The sequence below is a fragment of the Aneurinibacillus thermoaerophilus genome (assembly GCF_900099925.1).
GTDB lineage: Bacteria > Bacillota > Bacilli > Aneurinibacillales > Aneurinibacillaceae > Aneurinibacillus > Aneurinibacillus thermoaerophilus.
This window is the reverse complement of sequence record NZ_FNDE01000020.1, coordinates 13,614-32,079: the sequence shown is the minus strand read 5'-3', so window position 1 is coordinate 32,079 and position 18,466 is coordinate 13,614. Positions and strand designations below refer to the sequence as shown.

Annotated in this window: 20 protein-coding genes; 18 read left to right on the top strand and 2 right to left on the bottom strand. The window is 37.7% G+C overall.

Features of this window, described 5'->3' with window-relative positions; all coding sequences use genetic code 11:
* Nucleotides 1-34: 34 nt before the first annotated feature.
* Complete coding sequence (locus BLR88_RS11065; protein ID WP_057899118.1) at nucleotides 35-916, bottom strand: dihydrodipicolinate synthase family protein; 882 nt, start codon at nucleotides 914-916, stop codon at nucleotides 35-37.
* Nucleotides 917-1,292: 376 nt separating this feature from the next.
* On the opposite strand from BLR88_RS11065, the gene BLR88_RS20395 reads away from it, so the two are divergent.
* Nucleotides 1,293-1,427 (top strand): hypothetical protein, encoded by a 135-nt coding sequence (locus tag BLR88_RS20395; protein WP_302846665.1) that lies wholly within the window; start codon nucleotides 1,293-1,295, stop codon nucleotides 1,425-1,427.
* Between the two features lie 194 nt (nucleotides 1,428-1,621).
* On the opposite strand, the gene BLR88_RS19025 is transcribed toward BLR88_RS20395, so the two are convergent.
* Nucleotides 1,622-1,957: a hypothetical protein gene (locus BLR88_RS19025; RefSeq protein WP_139184961.1), complete on the bottom strand. Its 336-nt coding sequence runs from the start codon at nucleotides 1,955-1,957 to the stop codon at nucleotides 1,622-1,624.
* Between the two features lie 409 nt (nucleotides 1,958-2,366).
* On the opposite strand from BLR88_RS19025, the gene BLR88_RS11055 reads away from it, so the two are divergent.
* From BLR88_RS11055 to BLR88_RS10980, 17 genes are all read left to right on the top strand, one after another.
* On the top strand, nucleotides 2,367-3,137 hold the full coding sequence (locus BLR88_RS11055) for a transposase (RefSeq protein ID WP_408863342.1): 771 nt from the start codon (nucleotides 2,367-2,369) through the stop codon (nucleotides 3,135-3,137).
* The gene (locus tag BLR88_RS20565; protein WP_409359895.1) at nucleotides 3,076-3,291 is read left to right on the top strand and encodes a transposase; all 216 of its coding nucleotides are present in this window, start codon (nucleotides 3,076-3,078) and stop codon (nucleotides 3,289-3,291) included. Before BLR88_RS11055 ends, BLR88_RS20565 begins: the two co-directional genes overlap by 62 nt.
* A 208-nt stretch (nucleotides 3,292-3,499) precedes the next feature.
* On the top strand, nucleotides 3,500-3,772 hold the full coding sequence (locus tag BLR88_RS11050) for a hypothetical protein (RefSeq protein WP_057899116.1): 273 nt from the start codon (nucleotides 3,500-3,502) through the stop codon (nucleotides 3,770-3,772).
* Between the two features lie 1,225 nt (nucleotides 3,773-4,997).
* Complete coding sequence (locus BLR88_RS11045) at nucleotides 4,998-5,714, top strand: 7-carboxy-7-deazaguanine synthase QueE (RefSeq protein WP_091260680.1); 717 nt, start codon at nucleotides 4,998-5,000, stop codon at nucleotides 5,712-5,714.
* 11 nt (nucleotides 5,715-5,725) lie between these two features.
* Nucleotides 5,726-6,412, top strand: coding sequence for a 7-cyano-7-deazaguanine synthase QueC (gene queC / locus BLR88_RS11040; protein WP_091260678.1), 687 nt, complete (start codon nucleotides 5,726-5,728; stop codon nucleotides 6,410-6,412).
* A 12-nt stretch (nucleotides 6,413-6,424) separates the two neighbouring features.
* Nucleotides 6,425-6,820 (top strand): 6-carboxytetrahydropterin synthase, encoded by a 396-nt coding sequence (locus BLR88_RS11035; RefSeq protein ID WP_091260676.1) that lies wholly within the window; start codon nucleotides 6,425-6,427, stop codon nucleotides 6,818-6,820.
* Nucleotide 6,821: 1 nt separating this feature from the next.
* On the top strand, nucleotides 6,822-7,391 hold the full coding sequence (gene folE, locus BLR88_RS11030; protein WP_057899112.1) for a GTP cyclohydrolase I FolE: 570 nt from the start codon (nucleotides 6,822-6,824) through the stop codon (nucleotides 7,389-7,391).
* A gap of 25 nt (nucleotides 7,392-7,416) precedes the next feature.
* A complete protein-coding gene (gene queF / locus BLR88_RS11025) occupies nucleotides 7,417-7,908 on the top strand; it encodes a preQ(1) synthase (RefSeq protein ID WP_057899111.1) in 492 nt (163 codons plus the stop codon).
* A gap of 20 nt (nucleotides 7,909-7,928) precedes the next feature.
* Nucleotides 7,929-8,636: an iron-containing redox enzyme family protein gene (locus BLR88_RS11020; protein ID WP_057899110.1), complete on the top strand. Its 708-nt coding sequence runs from the start codon at nucleotides 7,929-7,931 to the stop codon at nucleotides 8,634-8,636.
* Nucleotides 8,637-8,707: 71 nt separating this feature from the next.
* A complete protein-coding gene (locus tag BLR88_RS11015) occupies nucleotides 8,708-9,913 on the top strand; it encodes an ATP-grasp domain-containing protein (protein ID WP_057899109.1) in 1,206 nt (401 codons plus the stop codon).
* Nucleotides 9,903-11,297 carry an aspartate aminotransferase family protein gene (locus BLR88_RS11010; protein WP_057899108.1) on the top strand — a complete coding sequence of 465 codons (1,395 nt, stop codon included), beginning with the start codon at nucleotides 9,903-9,905 and terminating at the stop codon, nucleotides 11,295-11,297. Before BLR88_RS11015 ends, BLR88_RS11010 begins: the two co-directional genes overlap by 11 nt.
* A 10-nt stretch (nucleotides 11,298-11,307) precedes the next feature.
* Nucleotides 11,308-12,246: an ATP-grasp domain-containing protein gene (locus tag BLR88_RS11005; RefSeq protein WP_057899107.1), complete on the top strand. Its 939-nt coding sequence runs from the start codon at nucleotides 11,308-11,310 to the stop codon at nucleotides 12,244-12,246.
* Nucleotides 12,243-13,445, top strand: coding sequence for an ATP-grasp domain-containing protein (locus tag BLR88_RS11000; protein ID WP_057899106.1), 1,203 nt, complete (start codon nucleotides 12,243-12,245; stop codon nucleotides 13,443-13,445). The genes BLR88_RS11005 and BLR88_RS11000 overlap by 4 nt, the downstream gene beginning before the upstream one ends.
* A gap of 398 nt (nucleotides 13,446-13,843) precedes the next feature.
* Nucleotides 13,844-15,085, top strand: coding sequence for an MFS transporter (locus BLR88_RS10995; protein WP_057899105.1), 1,242 nt, complete (start codon nucleotides 13,844-13,846; stop codon nucleotides 15,083-15,085).
* Nucleotides 15,086-15,347: 262 nt separating this feature from the next.
* Nucleotides 15,348-15,944 carry a class I SAM-dependent methyltransferase gene (locus BLR88_RS10990; protein ID WP_091260674.1) on the top strand — a complete coding sequence of 199 codons (597 nt, stop codon included), beginning with the start codon at nucleotides 15,348-15,350 and terminating at the stop codon, nucleotides 15,942-15,944.
* Nucleotides 15,945-16,161: 217 nt separating this feature from the next.
* Nucleotides 16,162-16,389, top strand: a complete 228-nt coding sequence (locus BLR88_RS10985) for a hypothetical protein (RefSeq protein ID WP_091260672.1) — start codon at nucleotides 16,162-16,164, stop codon at nucleotides 16,387-16,389.
* A gap of 305 nt (nucleotides 16,390-16,694) precedes the next feature.
* Nucleotides 16,695-18,017, top strand: coding sequence for a PLP-dependent aminotransferase family protein (locus BLR88_RS10980; RefSeq protein WP_057899103.1), 1,323 nt, complete (start codon nucleotides 16,695-16,697; stop codon nucleotides 18,015-18,017).
* The last annotated feature ends 449 nt before the right edge of the window (nucleotides 18,018-18,466 follow it).

Sequence of the window (18,466 nt, the reverse complement as noted above, 5' to 3'; positions counted from 1 at the left end):
GGATAAGGAAGACTCCTTACCCTTTCTCTTACAATTAATGTTTAATTTTTTCTACTGCTCTCTCAAAGTCTCTCCTTACATTTTCATATTCTTCTTGATGTAAAGGAAGTCTAGGTGGGCGTGCAGGACCAACGGGTTGTTCAGCTAACTCCATCATATACTTAATGTATTGAACCAATTGGGGACTAGCGTCATAATGAAATAGAGGAAGAAGACGACGATAAAGTTTCAATGCTTCGTCTATTTTTCCATTTTTGGCTAAATTGAATAATTGAACTCCCTCTTTAGGTAATGCGTTAGGAACACCGGCAATCCACCCTGTTGCTCCTATCATTGGACCTTCTAACGATAAATCATCGACGCCTACCATGACTTCCAAATCTGTTCTATCTAGAATATCATGCATGCGACGGATATCACCTGAAAACTCTTTTACAGCAACCACATTTTCAAATTTGGCAATCTCTTCGAGCAAATCAGGGGTTAAATCTGTTGGGTAATCTCTAGGATTGTTATAAGCAACAATAGGCATACCGACTTTATTAATAGCTTCATAATGGGCGATAATCTCGTTTCGTAAAGGTTTATAGTTAATAGGTGGAAGCACCATAACACCTTCAGCTCCAGAGTCTTTTGCATATTCAACCCATTTTATGACTTGTTGCGTAGATGGAGCAGCGGAACCAACAACAACCGGTACACGTCCCCGAGAAGCTTCAATGACAGTTTGTACTACTTTTGCTCTTTCTTCAGGAGTAAACGTAGCATATTCACCGAGTGATCCTGTAGGAACCAGTCCTTGTACGCCTTCTTGTATGAGCCAATCACATAGCTCATACAATCTTTTATAATCGACTTCAAAATCAGTAGTAAATGGAGTGACAAGAGCAACATAAACTCCTTCAAATCTTGCCATTTGAAATTCCCCTTTCCATTTAATTTTTTATTCATTATCTTGTTATCGCAAAATCCATACCAATGTTTTTTGATAATTATGTAAATTTTTTTATACATAATGCGTTTTTGTATGTATAAAAAAGTTTACAATGTATAAAATTTTATAAGTTGGCTGTTACCACATATTCTGAGGAAACACCCGAGCCAACCAAAACCATTCCCAAAGCGATTTTTCTCATTGCTCTAGTAGATGGAGTTATTTTCGGCTCTTACTTCACACAACCTGTCTTTCCTGATGTGTCTTTCTTTAAAAATCCCGATGCGACTGTGTCGGAAATTGCCTTGTTCGCTGGTAGAAAGGTATTTCAGCGCAAAATGAGCAAGTGCCAGAAAGTATGGGTAACAATGCGACCATTATCCGGATCGAGCCACCTGCAGTTATTTTGTACGAGCAAATTGATATCGTTCTTAACGCGATTGAGAAAAGTCTCGGTATGATAGCTCAAGAAAAAGCAACGTTTTGTCAATAAAGTGAAAATCCCCGAATTCGGGGATTTTCAGTTTGTAGACAAAGTCTAACTTCGTTGTCGATGAGTGTACTATCATGAATGCTATCGAAATTCCTTTATTCTAAAATTAAGAACAAAAGCGATAGTGTTCTCCGTATGGTTCATAGTAATGCTACTACCAAGGCAAATACTGATGACCTTTCTACTCAGGATATTTATTCTTGCTGCTCACGATGCCATTGCTGTCCATGATGCCACTGCTGTCCATGATGCCACTGCTGTCCAGGGTGCCATTGCTGTCCATGATGCCACTGCTGTCCATGATGCCATTGCTGTCCAGGGTGCCATTGCTGTCCAGGGTGCCATTGCTGTCCATGATGCCACTGCTGTCCAGGGTGCCACTGCTGTCCATGATGCCACTGCTGTCCAGGGTGCCATTGCTGTCCATGATGCCACTGCTGTCCATGATGCCATTGCTGTCCAGGGTGCCATTGCTGTCCAGGGTGCCATTGCTGTCCATGATGCCACTGCTGCTGTCTATCTTCAGTCATATTCTTCCCTCCAAGGTATTAGTCTATTTCCTGTATTTAAGATATGTGGTCTGAAAGGAAGAGTGAGAAGAATAAAAGCCCAAAATATCCCCCGTTTGTACCTGTTAAATGAAGTGGAAAAATTTGTTTCTATAACCGAGATTATAGGACATAGCAAAGCGAAAGAAATTCACATTTTTGCTACTAACCGGATATCAATAATGAGTCTAGCAGAGCCAAAAGAAAAGAGAGAGAACTAAAATAAAACCATAAAAATATTATGTATACTAAAAGTGCGGATATCCATTTTTGGAGTTGAGTCCATATAATTGTGTAAAAACAGTCTCTTTAAAATTAAGAGAGCCATTTCAAATACCCTCGGTTAGAATGAAGTTGACCAGAAAACATTCCAGGAGAGGGGATTTTGAAAATGGCTCAATACCAGATTACTGTAGATTCGCAGCTTTTGCAGCAACTTTTTCTCGGAAATTCGCAGGATTCGGGGGTGGCCAAGCTGCTGGAATCGGTATTGAATCAGGTGTTGCAAGCCCAGGCTACGGAACAACTGTCTGCGGAACCGTACGAACGTACAGATGAACGCCAAGGTTATCGAAACGGTACATATCCTCATCAACTGACGACGCGGGTGGGAACGATCACCCTTCGGGTGCCACGGATTCGAAATGGAAAGTTCTCGACAGAAATGTTTGCCCGCTATCAGCGAAGTGAACAAGCCTTGGTTTTAGCCCTCATGGAGATGGTGGTGAATGGGGTATCAACTCGAAAAATTGCCCAAATCACGGAGGAACTGTGTGGAACCGAGTTCTCTAAGTCAACTGTTTCCGAACTGTGTATTCGAACCCATTTTCAAGGGGTGACGTGGCAACGGTGTCAGACTCATTTTATGCGAAATATCCTCGATGCCACGCCCAAGCAGCTGCAAGAGGAGTTGTATCCCCGTGTTCGTGCGATTTTGGATGCTCCTGATCTTGAGACCGCACGGTTGTTGTTGCAACAAACGGTGGAAACGTATGAGGCCAAAGCTTCAAAGGCGATTTCCGTTTTAGAGAATGGTTTTGATGATGCCACAGCCGTTCTTCTACTCCCTGAAAAGTACCGCAAACGACTTCGGACAACAAATGGCATGGAGCGACTCAACGAAGAAATTCGCCGACGGGAGTGTCATTCGCATTTTTCCTAACCGTGAATCTGTTATTCGCCTGATCGGGGCTTTGCTTATGGAGATAGACGAAAAATGGGCAAGCGGCAAAAAATATCTCGATATGGCAGAGTATTTGGAATGGCGAGAAACTCAGGCAACAAAAGCGATGTCTAAAGTGACTCGCATTGGCTAATTTATTTCTCTAACCGAGGGGAATTTACACACAAATCTGGACTTGATCAACATATGTCTGTGAATCATGCAACCGACAATTAGTGGGACTACAACACATCTCTTAACAATGAACGTGGAGGATTAGAAATCCTGGATTTTGCATAAAACACAGTACCCTCGGACAGAGGGAAAAGAAACGCCTGTGAAGATCGTTGGTTGCGAGGTCGATGAAACAGGAATCCACGGGGCTTGCCCAGTGTGAGATTACCAACCAAGAAAATGAACCTAATAAAAGGATTGAATTTATTGCCTTTTGCTTTGAGGGGGAATACGGTTTGAGCCTTAGTGTAAGCCTGATAATGGTGAAGTGTGACATTCGCCCAATGATTCCGAACTGTTTGCCATTTTATTGGGTTACTCATAATGAACAAGAGGCAACATGGGATGAGTTTCAGTTTGTGAGAAGAATCTCACATTCAAAGCTGTCGCCCATTATATGAACTGGACAGTGATCTACGATCCGGAAATGGTTCTGTTTGCTTCCGATGAGGAAAGTGCGTACATTTCTGAGAGTTACGATGTATGTTCAATAATTATCCAGGGCACATCTGGTACGTATGACTTTCATAACTGCTCAGAATGGACAAAGACTCGTAACTTTTTATCAGTTGATGGTGCGATTGTAGAGGACATGGGAGAATGTCTAACTGTGGAAAATTACATCACCCCTGTGACCTTTCCGAGGAGGCACTATTATCTATATTGCAGGGACTGGGAGTTGATTTTGATAAGCTCATACGGGAGCAGAGATTCATCCTCAAGGAGATGGCCTAACTGCACATAGATGATCAAGCACCCGTAAACTCTAACCGTCACCTGTTCAAGAAAAATAAAGTATTAGCCCCCCTTTAAGGAAGGAGAAGGGGGGCTAAAGAAAAAGGTGTGGAACGCGGATTGTTTCTGCATTTTTTACAAAAATCCGATTATTTCTACAATTACCCAAGAAAAGTGTCGAAATAAAATTATTTTCAAACCATCTATATATTGGTATATTTTGTAGTAGATCGAAAAACAAGGAAATTAATTAGTATTTTGTGTCGTTGTCATGATTTTTGTGTTAGTGGTAGTAGAGTATTCTTCGGCTATTTTTATTGGGGAAGCGCTGACTCATTTATGCATGTTATTCGTTTTTGTATCAGGAAGAATTGTAACAAAAAGTACGACCCAAGACCCTTTCTATTGGAGGGATCTAACGTGGTCTAGGTGTAAACGAAGAAGATCATTGAGTAATTCTTAGTTTCTTCATTGGTGGTAAAGTCGTATATTCAGCGTACGTTGGCTCATACCATTTTGTTTCATTCAAACAAATAGCTTCTTATTACCACTCATGCAGCACGTTAGTAGTGTCGGAAGAGCTGAATTAAAAAGTCATCATTACGGTCGCACACAATTAATCGATTCTTGTCGTACCCGTATCTAAAAGGAGCGCTGATAACAATAATATTTATTGCTTTTAATGTTTTCTGTACAAGTTCATAAAAGTTCTGCAGATCTTCCTTCATGATGAGCAGGTAGGGCTACTGTCACACAAAAATCCATATTTAGTAAAATGTAAGGATATATTACATATTTGTATTTCTCCATATTGTATGTTTCGAACTAATTAACATAAGTCATTCAATATTTAGAGTCTTAATATCTAGTATTTTAAGGATTTGATCAAATATGTTAGGAACGAGCGGCATTCAATACGATATGAAAATACCCATGGTTGAAATTTTTCAAACAGTTGAAGGGGAGGGAACTAGAGCAGGATTCCCCACGACATTTGTAAGAGTATTTAATTGTAATCTTAGATGTACCTGGTGTGACACAAAGTATAGTTATGCACCTTACAAACCTGAATTTACAGCTACGATAGGAGAAATCGTAGAGCAAGTTAAAAGATTTCCGAATAAACATATTTGTTTAACGGGTGGAGAACCTCTGATACATGAGGAAAGATCGTTGATGCTTTTAAAAGCATTAGCGGAGATCGATTATATAGAGGATATTCACATTGAGACAAATGGCGCGATTAACATTAGTGAGGTTTGTAGATTTCGAGAAAGTCACCCAAATTTCAAGAAGAAGATACGCTTCATCTTAGATTACAAACTACCAAGTAGTGGTGAAATGAAAAAGATGATTTTAGAAAACTTTTATTATTTGCAAGATAATGACGAGGTTAAATTTGTAATTAGCGATTCTAATGATTTTGAGGTGGCTACAAGGATTTTAAAGAAGTTGTATAAAAAAGGAACAGTTCTATTTAGCCCTGTATGGGAAACTATGCCACCTGATAAATTGGTAAATCTCGTGTTATCAAATCAATTGGTAAATGTTAAGGTTAGTCTTCAACTACACAAAATTATTTGGGACCCTAATAAAAGAGGGGTATAGGAGGTATGAAAATGAAGAAAGCAGTTGTTATATTAAGCGGTGGGTTGGATAGTGCAACCTGTATGGGAATTGCAAAAGATGAAGGGTACGAATTGTATCCAATTACTTTCCATTACGGTCAAAGACATTCACGTGAGGTTGAAAGTGCTATTAAAATGTCTGAATATTATGATAAAAGGAGTCATAAAGTAATTAATTTAGATTGGTTAAGGCAAATAGGGGGAAGTTCCTTGACAGATATAAGCTTGGATGTTCCAACTTCAGGGTTAACAGACGAAATTCCAAATACTTATGTCCCTGCACGTAATTTGATTTTCATAGCATTGGCAACAGCATATGCGGAAGTAATTTCAGCATCAGCTTTATTTCTCGGTGTCAATTCATTAGATTACAGCGGTTATCCGGATTGTCGTCCAGAATTTATTCAATCGATGTCAAAAACAATCAATCTAGCGACCAAAAATGGAGTAACTGGAATGAATATCAAAATAGAAACTCCATTAATTAATATGACAAAAGCTGAGATTATCAAAAAAGGACTTGAGTTGGGCGTTCCTTACCATCTAACAACATCTTGTTATCAAGGTAAAGAACTAGCTTGTGCGAGATGTGATAGCTGTCGTTTACGTATTAAAGGATTCCAAGAAAATAAGATCATAGATCCCATTGACTATGAAAAATCTATTGTTTGGAATTAAAGGAGAAATTTCATGAAACAAAAATACCATCTCGTTAAACATTTCTGGATTGCTTGTGCACATCGTGTACCAAATGCTGGTAAGTGTGATAGAATTCACAGACATAATTATAAAGTTACTTTTTGTATCGAAGGATCAAAGTTAGATGATAAAGGAATGTTAATAGATTTTCGTGATGTTAAGCACTCGATTGAGGATAAATACGATCATTATTTATTAAATGATTTCCCAGAATTCGATGTTGACCAAGGTGGATCTGCACCGTCTACTGAAAAAGTTGCAGAAGTATTTTATTCAATCATAAAAGATCTCTGTTTAATGAAAATAAATCAACCCAAAGTAAAGTGGGTTGAAGTACAGGAAACCAATGAAGTCTTTGTAAGATACAGCGAGGAGTTGGAAAATTAAAATGAACCACACAGTACTCAATGTAGATTTAGAAGAAAATATTAAATTAATTCTTCAATACATTGGAGAAATTCCAGAAAGAGAGGGCTTAATTGAAACTCCTAAAAGAGTCATAAAGATGTATGATGAAATTTTTAAAGGTTATAAAGAAGATCCTAGTTCGTATTTGCGAAAAACGTTTAAAGAGGATCACAGGGAGTTAGTATTGGTAAAAGATATTTCATTTTACTCTCATTGTGAGCATCACATGGTACCTTTTTTTGGGGTTGCTCATATTGCCTACATACCTAACGGTTTTGTGGTTGGATTAAGTAAAATTGCAAGGATGCTGGAAGCTTATGACAGGAGGCTTCAATTACAAGAAAGGTTAACATTTCAAGTTGCTAAAACCATGTTTGAGGTGCTTAATCCTTTAGGAGTTATGGTAGTGATAGAAGCAGAACATTTTTGTATGACTATAAGAGGAGTTCAGAAACCAGGTGCAAAAAACGTAACAACGGAGACTCTTGGTATTTTTACTGAAGATAATGAGTTAGTTCATAAGGTCTTAGACCTTATAAAAACTAAATAATGTTTTATGAAAAGGAGTGATTAAATTGCGAGATATTCACACTGAAACAGAAATCACGCTATTGGGAAATCAAAACGTCGAATATCCAAGTAATTATTGCCCTGATTTGTTGGAGAGTTTTGAAAATCTTCACCCAGATGTTGACTATTTCGTCAAATTTAACTGTCCAGAATTCACCAGTCTTTGCCCAATAACTAAGCAACCAGACTTTGCAACGATTCATATTAGTTATGTACCAGATAAAAGGCTAGTAGAAAGTAAGTCTTTAAAGTTGTATTTATTTAGTTTTCGAAATCATGGGGACTTTCATGAAGATTGTGTTAATAAAATAATGAAAGATCTCATTAATCTGTTGGAACCAAAATATATTGAAGTCTGGGGTAAATTCCTTCCTCGTGGCGGGATAAGTATTGACCCTTATGTAAACTGGGGTAAAGAAGGTACTCGTTGGAAACAAGTAGCGGAACATAGACTGTTTAATCATGATTTAAATCCAGAAAAAATTACAAATCGATAAATTAACGGAGGTTGAGTTCGATGAATGTAAACACTGTATCTAATGCCTATCTTATACTTGAAAACGAAATTGCAAAAATGTTTGATGAACAAGTCATAAATGGACCTTTCTATTCTGCATTTAGTCAACGTAAACTGACCGATGAACAGATTGCAAAGTTTAGTATTCAATATGGTCATCACAGATGTTATTTCCATCAACTATTGGGTGCAACAATAGCATGTGCTCCTCCATGCGATAAATGGTGGGCACCAATTGTTGAAAATTTATATGATGAATGCGGCAGGGGTGTAGCAGGTATGGGTCATGGTGAACTCTATAATACTTATTTGAAGAGTGTGATCCCTGATGTTGAGTTAACCGCATTTGGTACACCTGCTATACCAGCTGAGGATTTTATTTTTGAATACAACCGTTTGGCTTTAGACTTTTATAAGAATGCAACTTACCTTGAAGCCTTCGGATATATGGGGCCAGGTAACGAATTATTAACCATTCCCATGTATAAAAGTATTTTAATAGGTCTTGAAGAAAGAGGATATGACTTAAATTTCTGGAAGATCCATATTGAGGAAGTCGAAGAAGAGCATTATGGTTCTATTAGAAATCTTTTAAGTTCTTATGAAGATGAAGAAAGTTTGAAACAAATTGAAAATGGCGCAAAAACTTCTATAGAACATATGAAATGGTTCTATAACGAATTCTATGACTATCTGTTTCTAAAATAGTTTCAACTGTTTTTTTAGGCTAAATTCAAGTAAAGTACATTAATTAAATTACCAGGTAGAAGGAGCTAATCATGACATATCTCGTTCTTAGTTATGCTCATCAAGCGGAGATGCCATACCATGAATGGCTTCCGGAGATAAAAGACCAACTCATTCTATTTGTGAATGGTGAAATTTCAAATTCGTTTAATCGACAACAATATTCATCAATTTTTTCTTTTAAAAATTATAGCAATAATGGGAATGTCGAAAGAGAAGCTATTCTTTTAAACGAGAGACACCATATCAAGCGAATACTGGCTCTTGACGAATTGGATTTGATTCGAGCGGCACAGCTTCGTGAACTCTTTGGTATTGAGGGACAGAGTGTAGAGAGCGCCGTTACTTATCGAGATAAATTAATTATGAAACAGTATATGAGAAAAAAAGGAATACCTGTTCCGGATTTTAGGTTAATAAATTCACCGCTCGACTTATTGTCATTTGTCAAGGAACATAACTATCCCGTTATCGTAAAACCTCGTGATCTTGTCGCTTCAATCGGAGTTTCAATAATCCGTGATTCTACTGAATTAGAGGAATGGCTTACACATCATTTTCGACCTAATATGTTGGCTGAGAAATATATTGAGGGAAAATTATATCACATTGATGGATTGGTAAACGATGGAGAAATAAAACTTTGTTGGCCATCCACTTACCACACACTTAATCGATATTGGTTAGATACCGACTTTCATTCGAGTCATATGTTGGAGCAAGAAAACCCAGTTTTTCAACGATTGGTAAATCTCACAAGTAAGGTTATTGGATTGATGCCTTCTCCAAAGACGTTTACTTTCCATTTAGAAGTATTTGAAAAGCCAAATGGCGAATTGCTCATCTGTGAAATAGCAAGTCGTACCGGATGGGCACGTGTTAATAAGACAATTGAATACACTTTAGGAGTAAATTTAAATTGCTCTGTTTTACGTCTACAATGTGACCTTCCTGCTAATACACAACCGTCTTTACGTAAGCTTGGAGGGTGGATCTTATGTAAACCTCAAGCTGGTGAATTGGTATATGTTCCATCTGAAGTACCTTTTGATTTTGTAGTTGAGTACCAAGTCACAGGAAAGCCTGGAATGGTTTACAACGGAGCTAAAAGCTGTGTTGATTCCATTGCCAACATGATTGTTATGGCGAATACAGAAGTAGAGTTACGTGACAATATAAGTAAAGCCCAGCAGTGGTTTGTTGAAAATACAAAATGGAGGTACCTAGATGAGATCTAACACAAATCATGGGCTGCCTGTTATTAAAACAACAATTCCTGGGCCCAAATCGCAACAACTCCTTAGCAAACTTCGGGAATTAGAAGCACCCAACTTGACAAATACAGATAATGAAATAACGATTGTTTGGGAAAGAACAACAGGCGCGAACATAATTGATGTAGATGGAAATCAATACATTGACATGGCTGCCGGTTTGAATGTTGCAAACATCGGACATACTCATCCCGCTGTTCAGGCTGCTGTTAGCAAGCAGATTGAGGAAATGTTGCAAGGAATGGGTGATTTCCATGCAAACATAAGAAAAATCGAGTTTATGGAATTTATTCAAAAAATTATACCTATTCCAAATGCTAAAATGATCGTGTCGGTTAATGGATCGGATGCAGTTGACAGTGCCCTAAAAACCGCAAATCTAGCAACAGGAAAGAGTGGTTATATTGCGTTTTATGGAGCGTATCACGGGATGGGGGCAAAAAGTATTGAAGTAACAGCACGTCATCATTTCCGAAGACCTTTTAAAAATGAAACAAAGAAATCGACTGCATTTGCACCCTATCCTTACTGTTATCGGTGTCCTTATGGTGAACAAGTTGATACCTGCAAGCTTACTTGTTTAAAAACAGTTCAGGATATGATTGAAAATACTGCCTCAGGAGTAGAAGATGTGGCGGCCGTTATTATTGAACCAATTCAGGGACGAGGAGGAGTGGTAGTTGCTTCACAGAAGTTTCTTCAAGGTTTGCGTGAAATCTGTGATCGTAACAATGTGTTATTAATTTTTGATGAGATACTAACAGGCTTCGGACGTACAGGTAAGATGTTCTCCTTCCTTCATAGCGGAGTGATACCAGACATTATGACCATCGGGAAAGGGCTTTCTTCTGGTTATCCAATATCCGTTTGTGCAGCTAAACAGGAAGTAATGGACAAAGCGTGGGGACAGTATAATGGAGAGCCCATTCATACTAGTACGTTCCAAGGAAACCCGTTGGGATCAGTAATTGCCATGGCATCCATAAAAGAGTTGCTAAATTCAAACTTAGTTGAAAAGAGTCACTATGATGGATTGTATCTACAAAAGGAGTTAAGAAATCGAATCGGTGCTCACCCTAATGTCGGTGATATACGTGGAAATGGCTTGATGGTAGGGATTGAGCTAGTCAAGGATCGAGATACCAAAGAAGCAGCACCAGAACTCTGCTGGGAAATTATACGCAGGGCTATGAAAAAGGGTGTACTTCTATTGAATGGTGGTCACCAAGTCAATGTATTGTGCTTAACTCCTCCACTTTGCATTACGAATGAGCAGTTAAATTTTGTTATTAATACACTTGAGACGATACTCAATGAATTGAAAGTCGAGCTTTATCAACAAAATTAGGAGGCTCTTTATGGATTTTGTTTTTTTTAGCAAGAGACCTTTTGCTTGGGCTGAAAACAAACTTGTTGAGGAAATATCAAAGCTAGGATACAAGGCAGAGGTCTGGGATTGGGATCAAGTTGAAGTAGTAGCAGCTCCTTTCGAATTTTTTTATCAAGGAATTAAGAGAGAACTTCCTAAGGTGGCTATGTTTGAATCAAGAATTCGTTCAAGATATACATTAGGAGATCGGTTATATCTGTTTGATGCACTTGAATTACTAGAACAGCAAGGAATGACAATTTTAAACTCACCACAGGCGGTACGAAAAGCGAGTAACAAGGTATATGCGGCAAACGTACTTCAACGGGCCGGCATCCGTGTTCCTTCAACACGGATGGTCAGTTCGGTAGACCAAGTCGGTAGTTGTTTAAAAGAGTGGAAAGATATTATCCTTAAACCCCTTTCCGGACATGCATCGATTGATATCAAGCGCTTAATTTTAAACGAATTTCGGTACGGGGATGAAATTGCTGATGTTTTAAGTATTTTTCAAGAGATTGAGGTATGGCATCTTATCCAAAACTATAAAGTTCTATGCGCACAGCAATATGTTTCTAATCCTGGATATGACCTACGCATTAATGTAGTTGGAGACAAAGTAGTTTCCATTTGGGCCCTCGATTGTTTTCCAAATACTTGGCGAACTAAGGATATAAATGAAGGTAAGAAATTACGGAAATATGAATTAACAAAAGAACTAGAAGATATTGCATTAAGTGCGGTTAGTGCGTTAGGTCTCGATTATGCTCCAATTGATTTGATTGAGGGACCTGATGGGCCTATAATCATTGAAGTTAATTCTGCTCTGTCAATCTGGCCAGGGCATGAAAAAAGTGGATTCACCATCGATCCAGAGGGGAGTGTGAAATATTATGTTCAAATGATTGAGGATCGGATTAAATCATGAACACGCTTGTTATCGTAGCACCTCCTGTTTACCAAAAATACGTTAACGCAGCTGCACTTTTATGTCCTGAAATAATCTGGATTGGACCTGACGTAATCGAATTAGATAATAAGCGAGAAAATGTTATTTGTTTTGAAGCTAATGCCCGTGTATATGAGGAATTACATCAGGTTTTCAGACAGGTAATTGAACAATATCCAGTTGAACAGATCGAAACGCCCTATGAGTTTTATATAGAAAATGTGGCTTACCTTCGTGAAGTATTCCAGATTCCTGGATCAACGGTTGCTCAAATTGTTCCCACTCGTTACAAAGACGTAATGAAAGACTGCTTTGTACAACATGATGTACCATGCGCCAAACACAAGAAAATTAGCAACCTTGTCGATCTTACGGAGTTTGTTCAATTACATGGGTATCCGATGATTTTCAAACCTTTAAATAATGCTGGCTCTCGAAATGTCTTTCGGATAACCTCAGAAGAAGAAGCGGTTGAAAAAGCAAAATATTTTCTCGATGTTTTAGAAGAGCCATTCCTTGCTGAAGAGTTTATTGATATCCAGCAAGAAGGAAGCTATGACGTAGTAATCGTTGGAGGAAAGGTTGTTTTTGGAACCATTTCTGTTTACGAACCACTTGTTTTGGAAACAGCTGCTCGCCCGGGAGGTCAACGGATCTATATTCGTCATGACTTGCCAAAGGAATTGGATCAGGCGATCAGAATATATGGTCAAAAAGCAATTGAGGCCCTGAACATTACCCACTCTTTCGCTCATATTGAGTACATGATTGATCGCAAAGGACGCTTATTAATTGGAGAAGTGGGAGCGCGTATACCCGGTGCTCAAATTCCCTTACTAATGGGATTATCACAGGGTATATCTATGGAACAAGTATGGGCTGAACATCTTATCTACCGAAGCTGTCAGCATGAATTGAACAGAACATGGCATACTGGAATTCTTTTTATAAATGCTGAAACAGATCAACCGATCCAAAAATTAGAAAACCTCGATCTGATATTACAACTTTACGGTGAGGCTATCGTATACCAGCAGTTACCTTCTATTGGTCAATTACCAAAATTGCACAGACTCAATATGGATGACACTGACGCGTTTATAATAGTAAAAGATAGAAGTTCTAAACGAGTAAAGGAAATCTTAGATGATATTTCTCAGTTATTAAAAATAACTTAAAAAAATTTTTGTTAAAATTCCAGCCGTAATATTTTCAAGTATCAAATAATGACAAGTTGAATGGGAGTTCGTAATAGAAAGATTTTGTGACAAACATCGCAAAGTAAGGGGACTACACAAGAGAAAATACCATGGAATTAATTTGAATGTATTCTTGTCAATACTTTAGAATCAAAAAGCCTATTGGGGAGCGAGTGTCCGTTCGCCCCCTATCATTTTCTATCCGGATCCATATGATTCCAAAAATGGTGGTTTTGACATTGTTAAGTTGTTTCATGAATATTTATGATTTTTATATTGATTTTACAAACAAAAACTGACTGCTAAGTTTAGGATTCCGCATCGCTTATTTTAGAGAAGCAGTTGCTAAATTAACTTGAGAAAGGAATGTAGCAAAGTTGAAACCTCGTTCACTCTTCACCAATCCAACCTTCTTAGCTCTTTGGATTGGCCAGGCAGTTTCTGAATTAGGAGGGGCTTTAGGGGCGTTTTGTAACTCCCTAATTCTATATAATCTCACGGGCTCGAAAATAGAGATGGGTACGCTCTGGCTTATTTACTTTATTCCTTCACTCCTGATACAACTTGTAATTGGACCTTTTATAGATATCTGGAGTAGGAAAAAAATTATGGTTTTCTCTCAGTTGTCTCGTGGCCTTGTGTTTTTGGTTCCGATTTTCATGTTGTTATTCGACGAGATCCATGTTTGGAATCTCTTTGTTGTTCAATTTGTTCTCGGAATTATTCAACCTCTTTATGTGCCAGCAAGTTTAGCAATCTCACCTACCCTATTTAAAAAAAATGAATTAACTAATGTAAATGCATATATAGATGGTACCGTACGACTAATGAGTATTCTTGCACCAACTCTAGGTGGTATCATCTCCGTTGTGATCGGTGTTACAAATACACTCTATATCGTTTGTTTATGCTTTTTATTGAGTGCTACTTCTTTACTTTGGGTGCATGAGAAAAGTTCGGAAAACATACAAGTGAGATTAGCCTGGTTTAAAGAGTTAAAAGGCGGTATTTCCTATTTTCTCAATCAAAAGCATCTAGTTTGGCTAGGATTTTTTGCAGCATTCATTCAATTTGCTGTAGGCGTTACGATGGTTTTGAATGTTCCTTTTGTTACGGATGATTTAGCCGGGAGCTCTTTCGAATTAGGATTATTTCTGTCCGGTTTTCCAGCAGGGTATCTAGTAGGTAGTTTCTTTGTTCCGCGTATAAAAATATCAGAAAATAGACGCCGCTTTATGTTGGGAGCTATTGCTATTGGTGGACTTTCTTTTGTTCTACTTAGTTTTGTTTATGAAATATGGCAAGCTGTTGTACTTGAGATTATTGCTGGAATGTCAACTCCATTTTTTAACGTACATAGTACAAGCATATATCAGCGCAGTGTTCCGAATGAGATGCTTGGGAAGGTTTTTTCAGTTCGATTATTAATAATCCGAAGTGTAATGCCATTAGGAGTATATTTTGGAGGGCATTTTTCTGAGGGATATAGTGTTCGATTAAGTTACTTATCAATTGGCTGCTTGGTGTTTATTGCTGCCGTTATCGGCATTCTTCTCCCATATTTCAAATTTCTTGAGGAAGATACAGTAAACACTACTCTAGATGAAAAATTCGGTTGAATCATGAATTATTCGAAGATGTTGTCCTTAAAATTAATCTCTAAGCTAAGAGGACAATTCGGGATTTAAAAATCCTGTTAATACCTAACATCTGTTCTATAACAATCGCTTTTTAGCGTTCTTCGAGATGGAAAGATGTATTTTCAATTACAAAGAAAGTTTTTTATAGAATAGACGTGTCACTTTAATTTTAAATTTATACTCATAAAAAAGTTTTAGTAGAAATTAATTCACTTATAAAATATTTAGGCAGGTGAATACCATGGATGTTAAAGTTCTTAATACTTCTGCTAATGAGCAAAAGCTTTGGAAACAACTTGCTCGTTTAAAAGAAATCTCTCCTTCTTTGGCTAATTGTGTAGATCTAGAACGAATCAAACGAGTTGCGACAGATATCCACTTTTATGCAGAGAACAATTCCGATTTTGAATCTCAAAAGGAAGGAGGACGTGGAGATGTGTATCGATTAGCGCAGCGTATCCCGGTTGTACGAGCGATTGGTATTCTTAATTTATTTCGTTTAGTTGCTTCAGAAGAAAACCTTGAGAATTTATTACCCAACGATCTTATACTGGATGCTCTTGGTGGGGATGGTGTTTTAGTAAGAGCTTTAAAGCAATTACTTCCTGAATCGTCTATCCCTAATATATTGACGAGCGATTTGTCTGAAGAAATGATAAGAGGTGCAGTAGAGTACGGGATTCCTGCATTATGGCAACCAGCTCAACAATTACTTTTAAAGGACAGAAGCATGGATGGTGTTATTTTAGCATATGGTACGCATCATATTCCTAGAGCCCAGCGATTGATAGTTTGCAAGGAAGGGTTTAAAGTATGGTGGACGTTTTGTTCTTCATGATTTTGAAGAAGGTTCTCCAGTAGCAAGATGGTTTAAAGAGATAGTTGACCGATATTCTTACACTGGACACGATGTACCGCATTTTACTAGGGAAGAGATTGCAAGTTATCTTATTGAAGCTGAATTTAGATCAGTTAATGTCCACTATGTTTATGACCCATTCATAATAAGCGGTAAATCTGAACCCGAGTTACGAAAAAATCTATCGAGATATCTTATGGAAATGTATGGGCTTTATCGCCTAAAAGAGCAAATGAATGAGGAAAATGCCCTAAATTTTATCTACGAACGAGCTAAAGAAATTTTTCAATATGATTACGAAAAGGTAGGACTTGATAAAGATTTTGGGGTTTCTAAAATTGCAGTATACGAACAGTCTGGAAAATTGAAAATAGAAATGCCGCGTTTAGCGATTGTTGGGGTTGGAATAAAACTATCTACTTAGATTTACTTCTTTAATATTTATGCTTTCTGTTATTTGTAGACAATTTTTAAATAGTGAAGGTAAGAATAAACTTTTTAGTAACGAGAATTGTGATGACAAGACATCAAGGACAGCCTCACCTGTATTGGTTGACTATCTTACGAGCCTCTACTTGGTTGGAACTTGCATAAATTGTGTTATCAATAAATAGCAGAGGATTTAAAGTGATTGTATAATTTTGGAAGATATTAAAGTGTAGGGGATTAAATATTAACTATGGTATCTTGAGATGAGTTATTAAAAAAACTTCAAATGGAGGATCCCCCATGAATATCTATGAAATTGTAGACATGTTACGTGAGTGTGAGAGTAATAAGTACAAGACAATAAATCTAGTACCGAGTGAAAATGAAGCAACTACGCTTTCTAGGTTGCCACTCCTGTTAGATCTTTATAATCGCTATTTTTTTAATGACAAACAAAAATGGAACGAGTGGTTTTTTCGAGGAGCTCAAGAGGTTCATCGACTTGAAACAGAAGTAGCAATCCCATTATTGCAGGAACTAGGAAAAGCACAGTATGTAAATCTTCGTCCTCTATCCGGTTTAAATTGCGGCTTAATTGTATTGAAAGCACTAGGTGGTGGCATTGGAGCAAATATTTTAACTGTCTCGCCAGAACAAGGTGGGCACTTTGCAACTAAAGATCTTGCGGAAAGTCTAGGCTTAAAAGTGAATTTTATGACTGGACCGGATGAACACAGTATTGACTTTGATTTATTAAAAACTCAATTACTGGAAAGAGATGTCCATCTTGTATATGTGGATCAATCAAACTGCCTCTTTCCAATTGATCTAGAAAAACTCGTGCAGTCAGTAAAGGAGACATCTCCCAAAACAATCATTCATGTCGATGTAAGCCATTGGCTTGGTTTGATTTTTGGTAATGTAATGAAAAACCCCCTAGTACTGGGGATTGACTCTTTCGGAGGGTCTACTCATAAAACTTTTCCAGGTCCTCAAAAGGCAGTATTTTTTACAAATAATTTAGAAATTGAGCAAAAGTTCAAAGAGGTTCAATCTTATATAGTAAGTAGCCATCATTTTGGAGCTGTAGCAAGTTTAGCTATCTCTTTGCTAGAATTTAAAAATTGTGGTGGTTTTGATTACGCACACCGAATTGTAGGTAACGCAAAGACTTTGGCTAATGAGTTATATCATCTTGGATACGATGTTAAGGGAAAAGAACGTGGTTACACTATCGGACATCAAATATGGCTGAGTACTGATAATACTGGCATTTCTTCTTATGAGGCTAGTGAAAGACTTTACAAAGTTGGGATACGAGTAAATGTATATAATTCCCTTCCAAGCTTCCGTGGTAAATTAGCTTTACGACTTGGAGTTAACGAAATAACGCGTCATGGTGCACATGCTGAAGATATGGTTGAACTAGCTTCTGTTATGGATGATGCAATTCGTGAGCGATTATCTGTTAGCGAGTTACAAAGAAGAGTGAAAAATATTCGTACAAGGTATATAAATAGCTACGGATATTCAATGGATGACAGAAAGTTGCGTGAATTATGTATACAAACGTTTTTATCAAGTATAGAAGGAGTCAATTGTGCCGAACATTCAACGTGGTGAAATCCTCCACATGACGTTCTTATAAAGCCCAATAATTGTTTTTTGAGTAATTACCCCTTATCTTGTTAAGCTGGTATCAGAAGAACAGAGGGGGGGATTTTTTTCTAAGGCAGTCAAATTGACATGCAGGATTTTCCTTTCCTCGAGGATTTTTTTGTCACCTATTGATACCGGAGAAAACCTCTTATTTCCGATCAGAAATCCAAGTGTGCCCACATTGTCATACGAAACTGAACCGAATTCACATCGCATGGAAAAAGAAAATCTATACCCTATCCGCTGGAGAAAGAGCTGACACTAGTCGCTGTTTACCTGCCTGACGGCAAAACGTTGACAAGTACCGTGAGATCCAATCGAAAGCCCAAAAATCTGATGTTGGCATTGGGTCGATCGAAAACTATGCCCAAGAAGATGGTTTCCATGCTGAAGTTGTGAAGAAAAACGAGCCG

Coding starts and splice junctions, on each gene's coding strand:
- BLR88_RS10980 (WP_057899103.1), top strand. CDS start 16,695: ATGAATATCTATGAAATTGTAGACATGTTACGTGAGTGTGAGAGTAAT.
- BLR88_RS11005 (WP_057899107.1), top strand. CDS start 11,308: ATGGATTTTGTTTTTTTTAGCAAGAGACCTTTTGCTTGGGCTGAAAAC.
- BLR88_RS11000 (WP_057899106.1), top strand. CDS start 12,243: ATGAACACGCTTGTTATCGTAGCACCTCCTGTTTACCAAAAATACGTT.
- BLR88_RS11045 (WP_091260680.1), top strand. CDS start 4,998: ATGTTAGGAACGAGCGGCATTCAATACGATATGAAAATACCCATGGTT.
- BLR88_RS20565 (WP_409359895.1), top strand. CDS start 3,076: ATGGCATGGAGCGACTCAACGAAGAAATTCGCCGACGGGAGTGTCATT.
- BLR88_RS10990 (WP_091260674.1), top strand. CDS start 15,348: ATGGATGTTAAAGTTCTTAATACTTCTGCTAATGAGCAAAAGCTTTGG.
- queC (WP_091260678.1), top strand. CDS start 5,726: ATGAAGAAAGCAGTTGTTATATTAAGCGGTGGGTTGGATAGTGCAACC.
- BLR88_RS11015 (WP_057899109.1), top strand. CDS start 8,708: ATGACATATCTCGTTCTTAGTTATGCTCATCAAGCGGAGATGCCATAC.
- folE (WP_057899112.1), top strand. CDS start 6,822: ATGAACCACACAGTACTCAATGTAGATTTAGAAGAAAATATTAAATTA.
- BLR88_RS20395 (WP_302846665.1), top strand. CDS start 1,293: ATGGGTAACAATGCGACCATTATCCGGATCGAGCCACCTGCAGTTATT.
- BLR88_RS11035 (WP_091260676.1), top strand. CDS start 6,425: ATGAAACAAAAATACCATCTCGTTAAACATTTCTGGATTGCTTGTGCA.
- BLR88_RS11065 (WP_057899118.1), bottom strand. CDS start 916: ATGGCAAGATTTGAAGGAGTTTATGTTGCTCTTGTCACTCCATTTACT.
- BLR88_RS10985 (WP_091260672.1), top strand. CDS start 16,162: ATGGAAATGTATGGGCTTTATCGCCTAAAAGAGCAAATGAATGAGGAA.
- BLR88_RS11020 (WP_057899110.1), top strand. CDS start 7,929: ATGAATGTAAACACTGTATCTAATGCCTATCTTATACTTGAAAACGAA.
- BLR88_RS11050 (WP_057899116.1), top strand. CDS start 3,500: ATGAAACAGGAATCCACGGGGCTTGCCCAGTGTGAGATTACCAACCAA.
- BLR88_RS19025 (WP_139184961.1), bottom strand. CDS start 1,957: ATGACTGAAGATAGACAGCAGCAGTGGCATCATGGACAGCAATGGCAC.
- BLR88_RS11055 (WP_408863342.1), top strand. CDS start 2,367: ATGGCTCAATACCAGATTACTGTAGATTCGCAGCTTTTGCAGCAACTT.
- BLR88_RS11010 (WP_057899108.1), top strand. CDS start 9,903: ATGAGATCTAACACAAATCATGGGCTGCCTGTTATTAAAACAACAATT.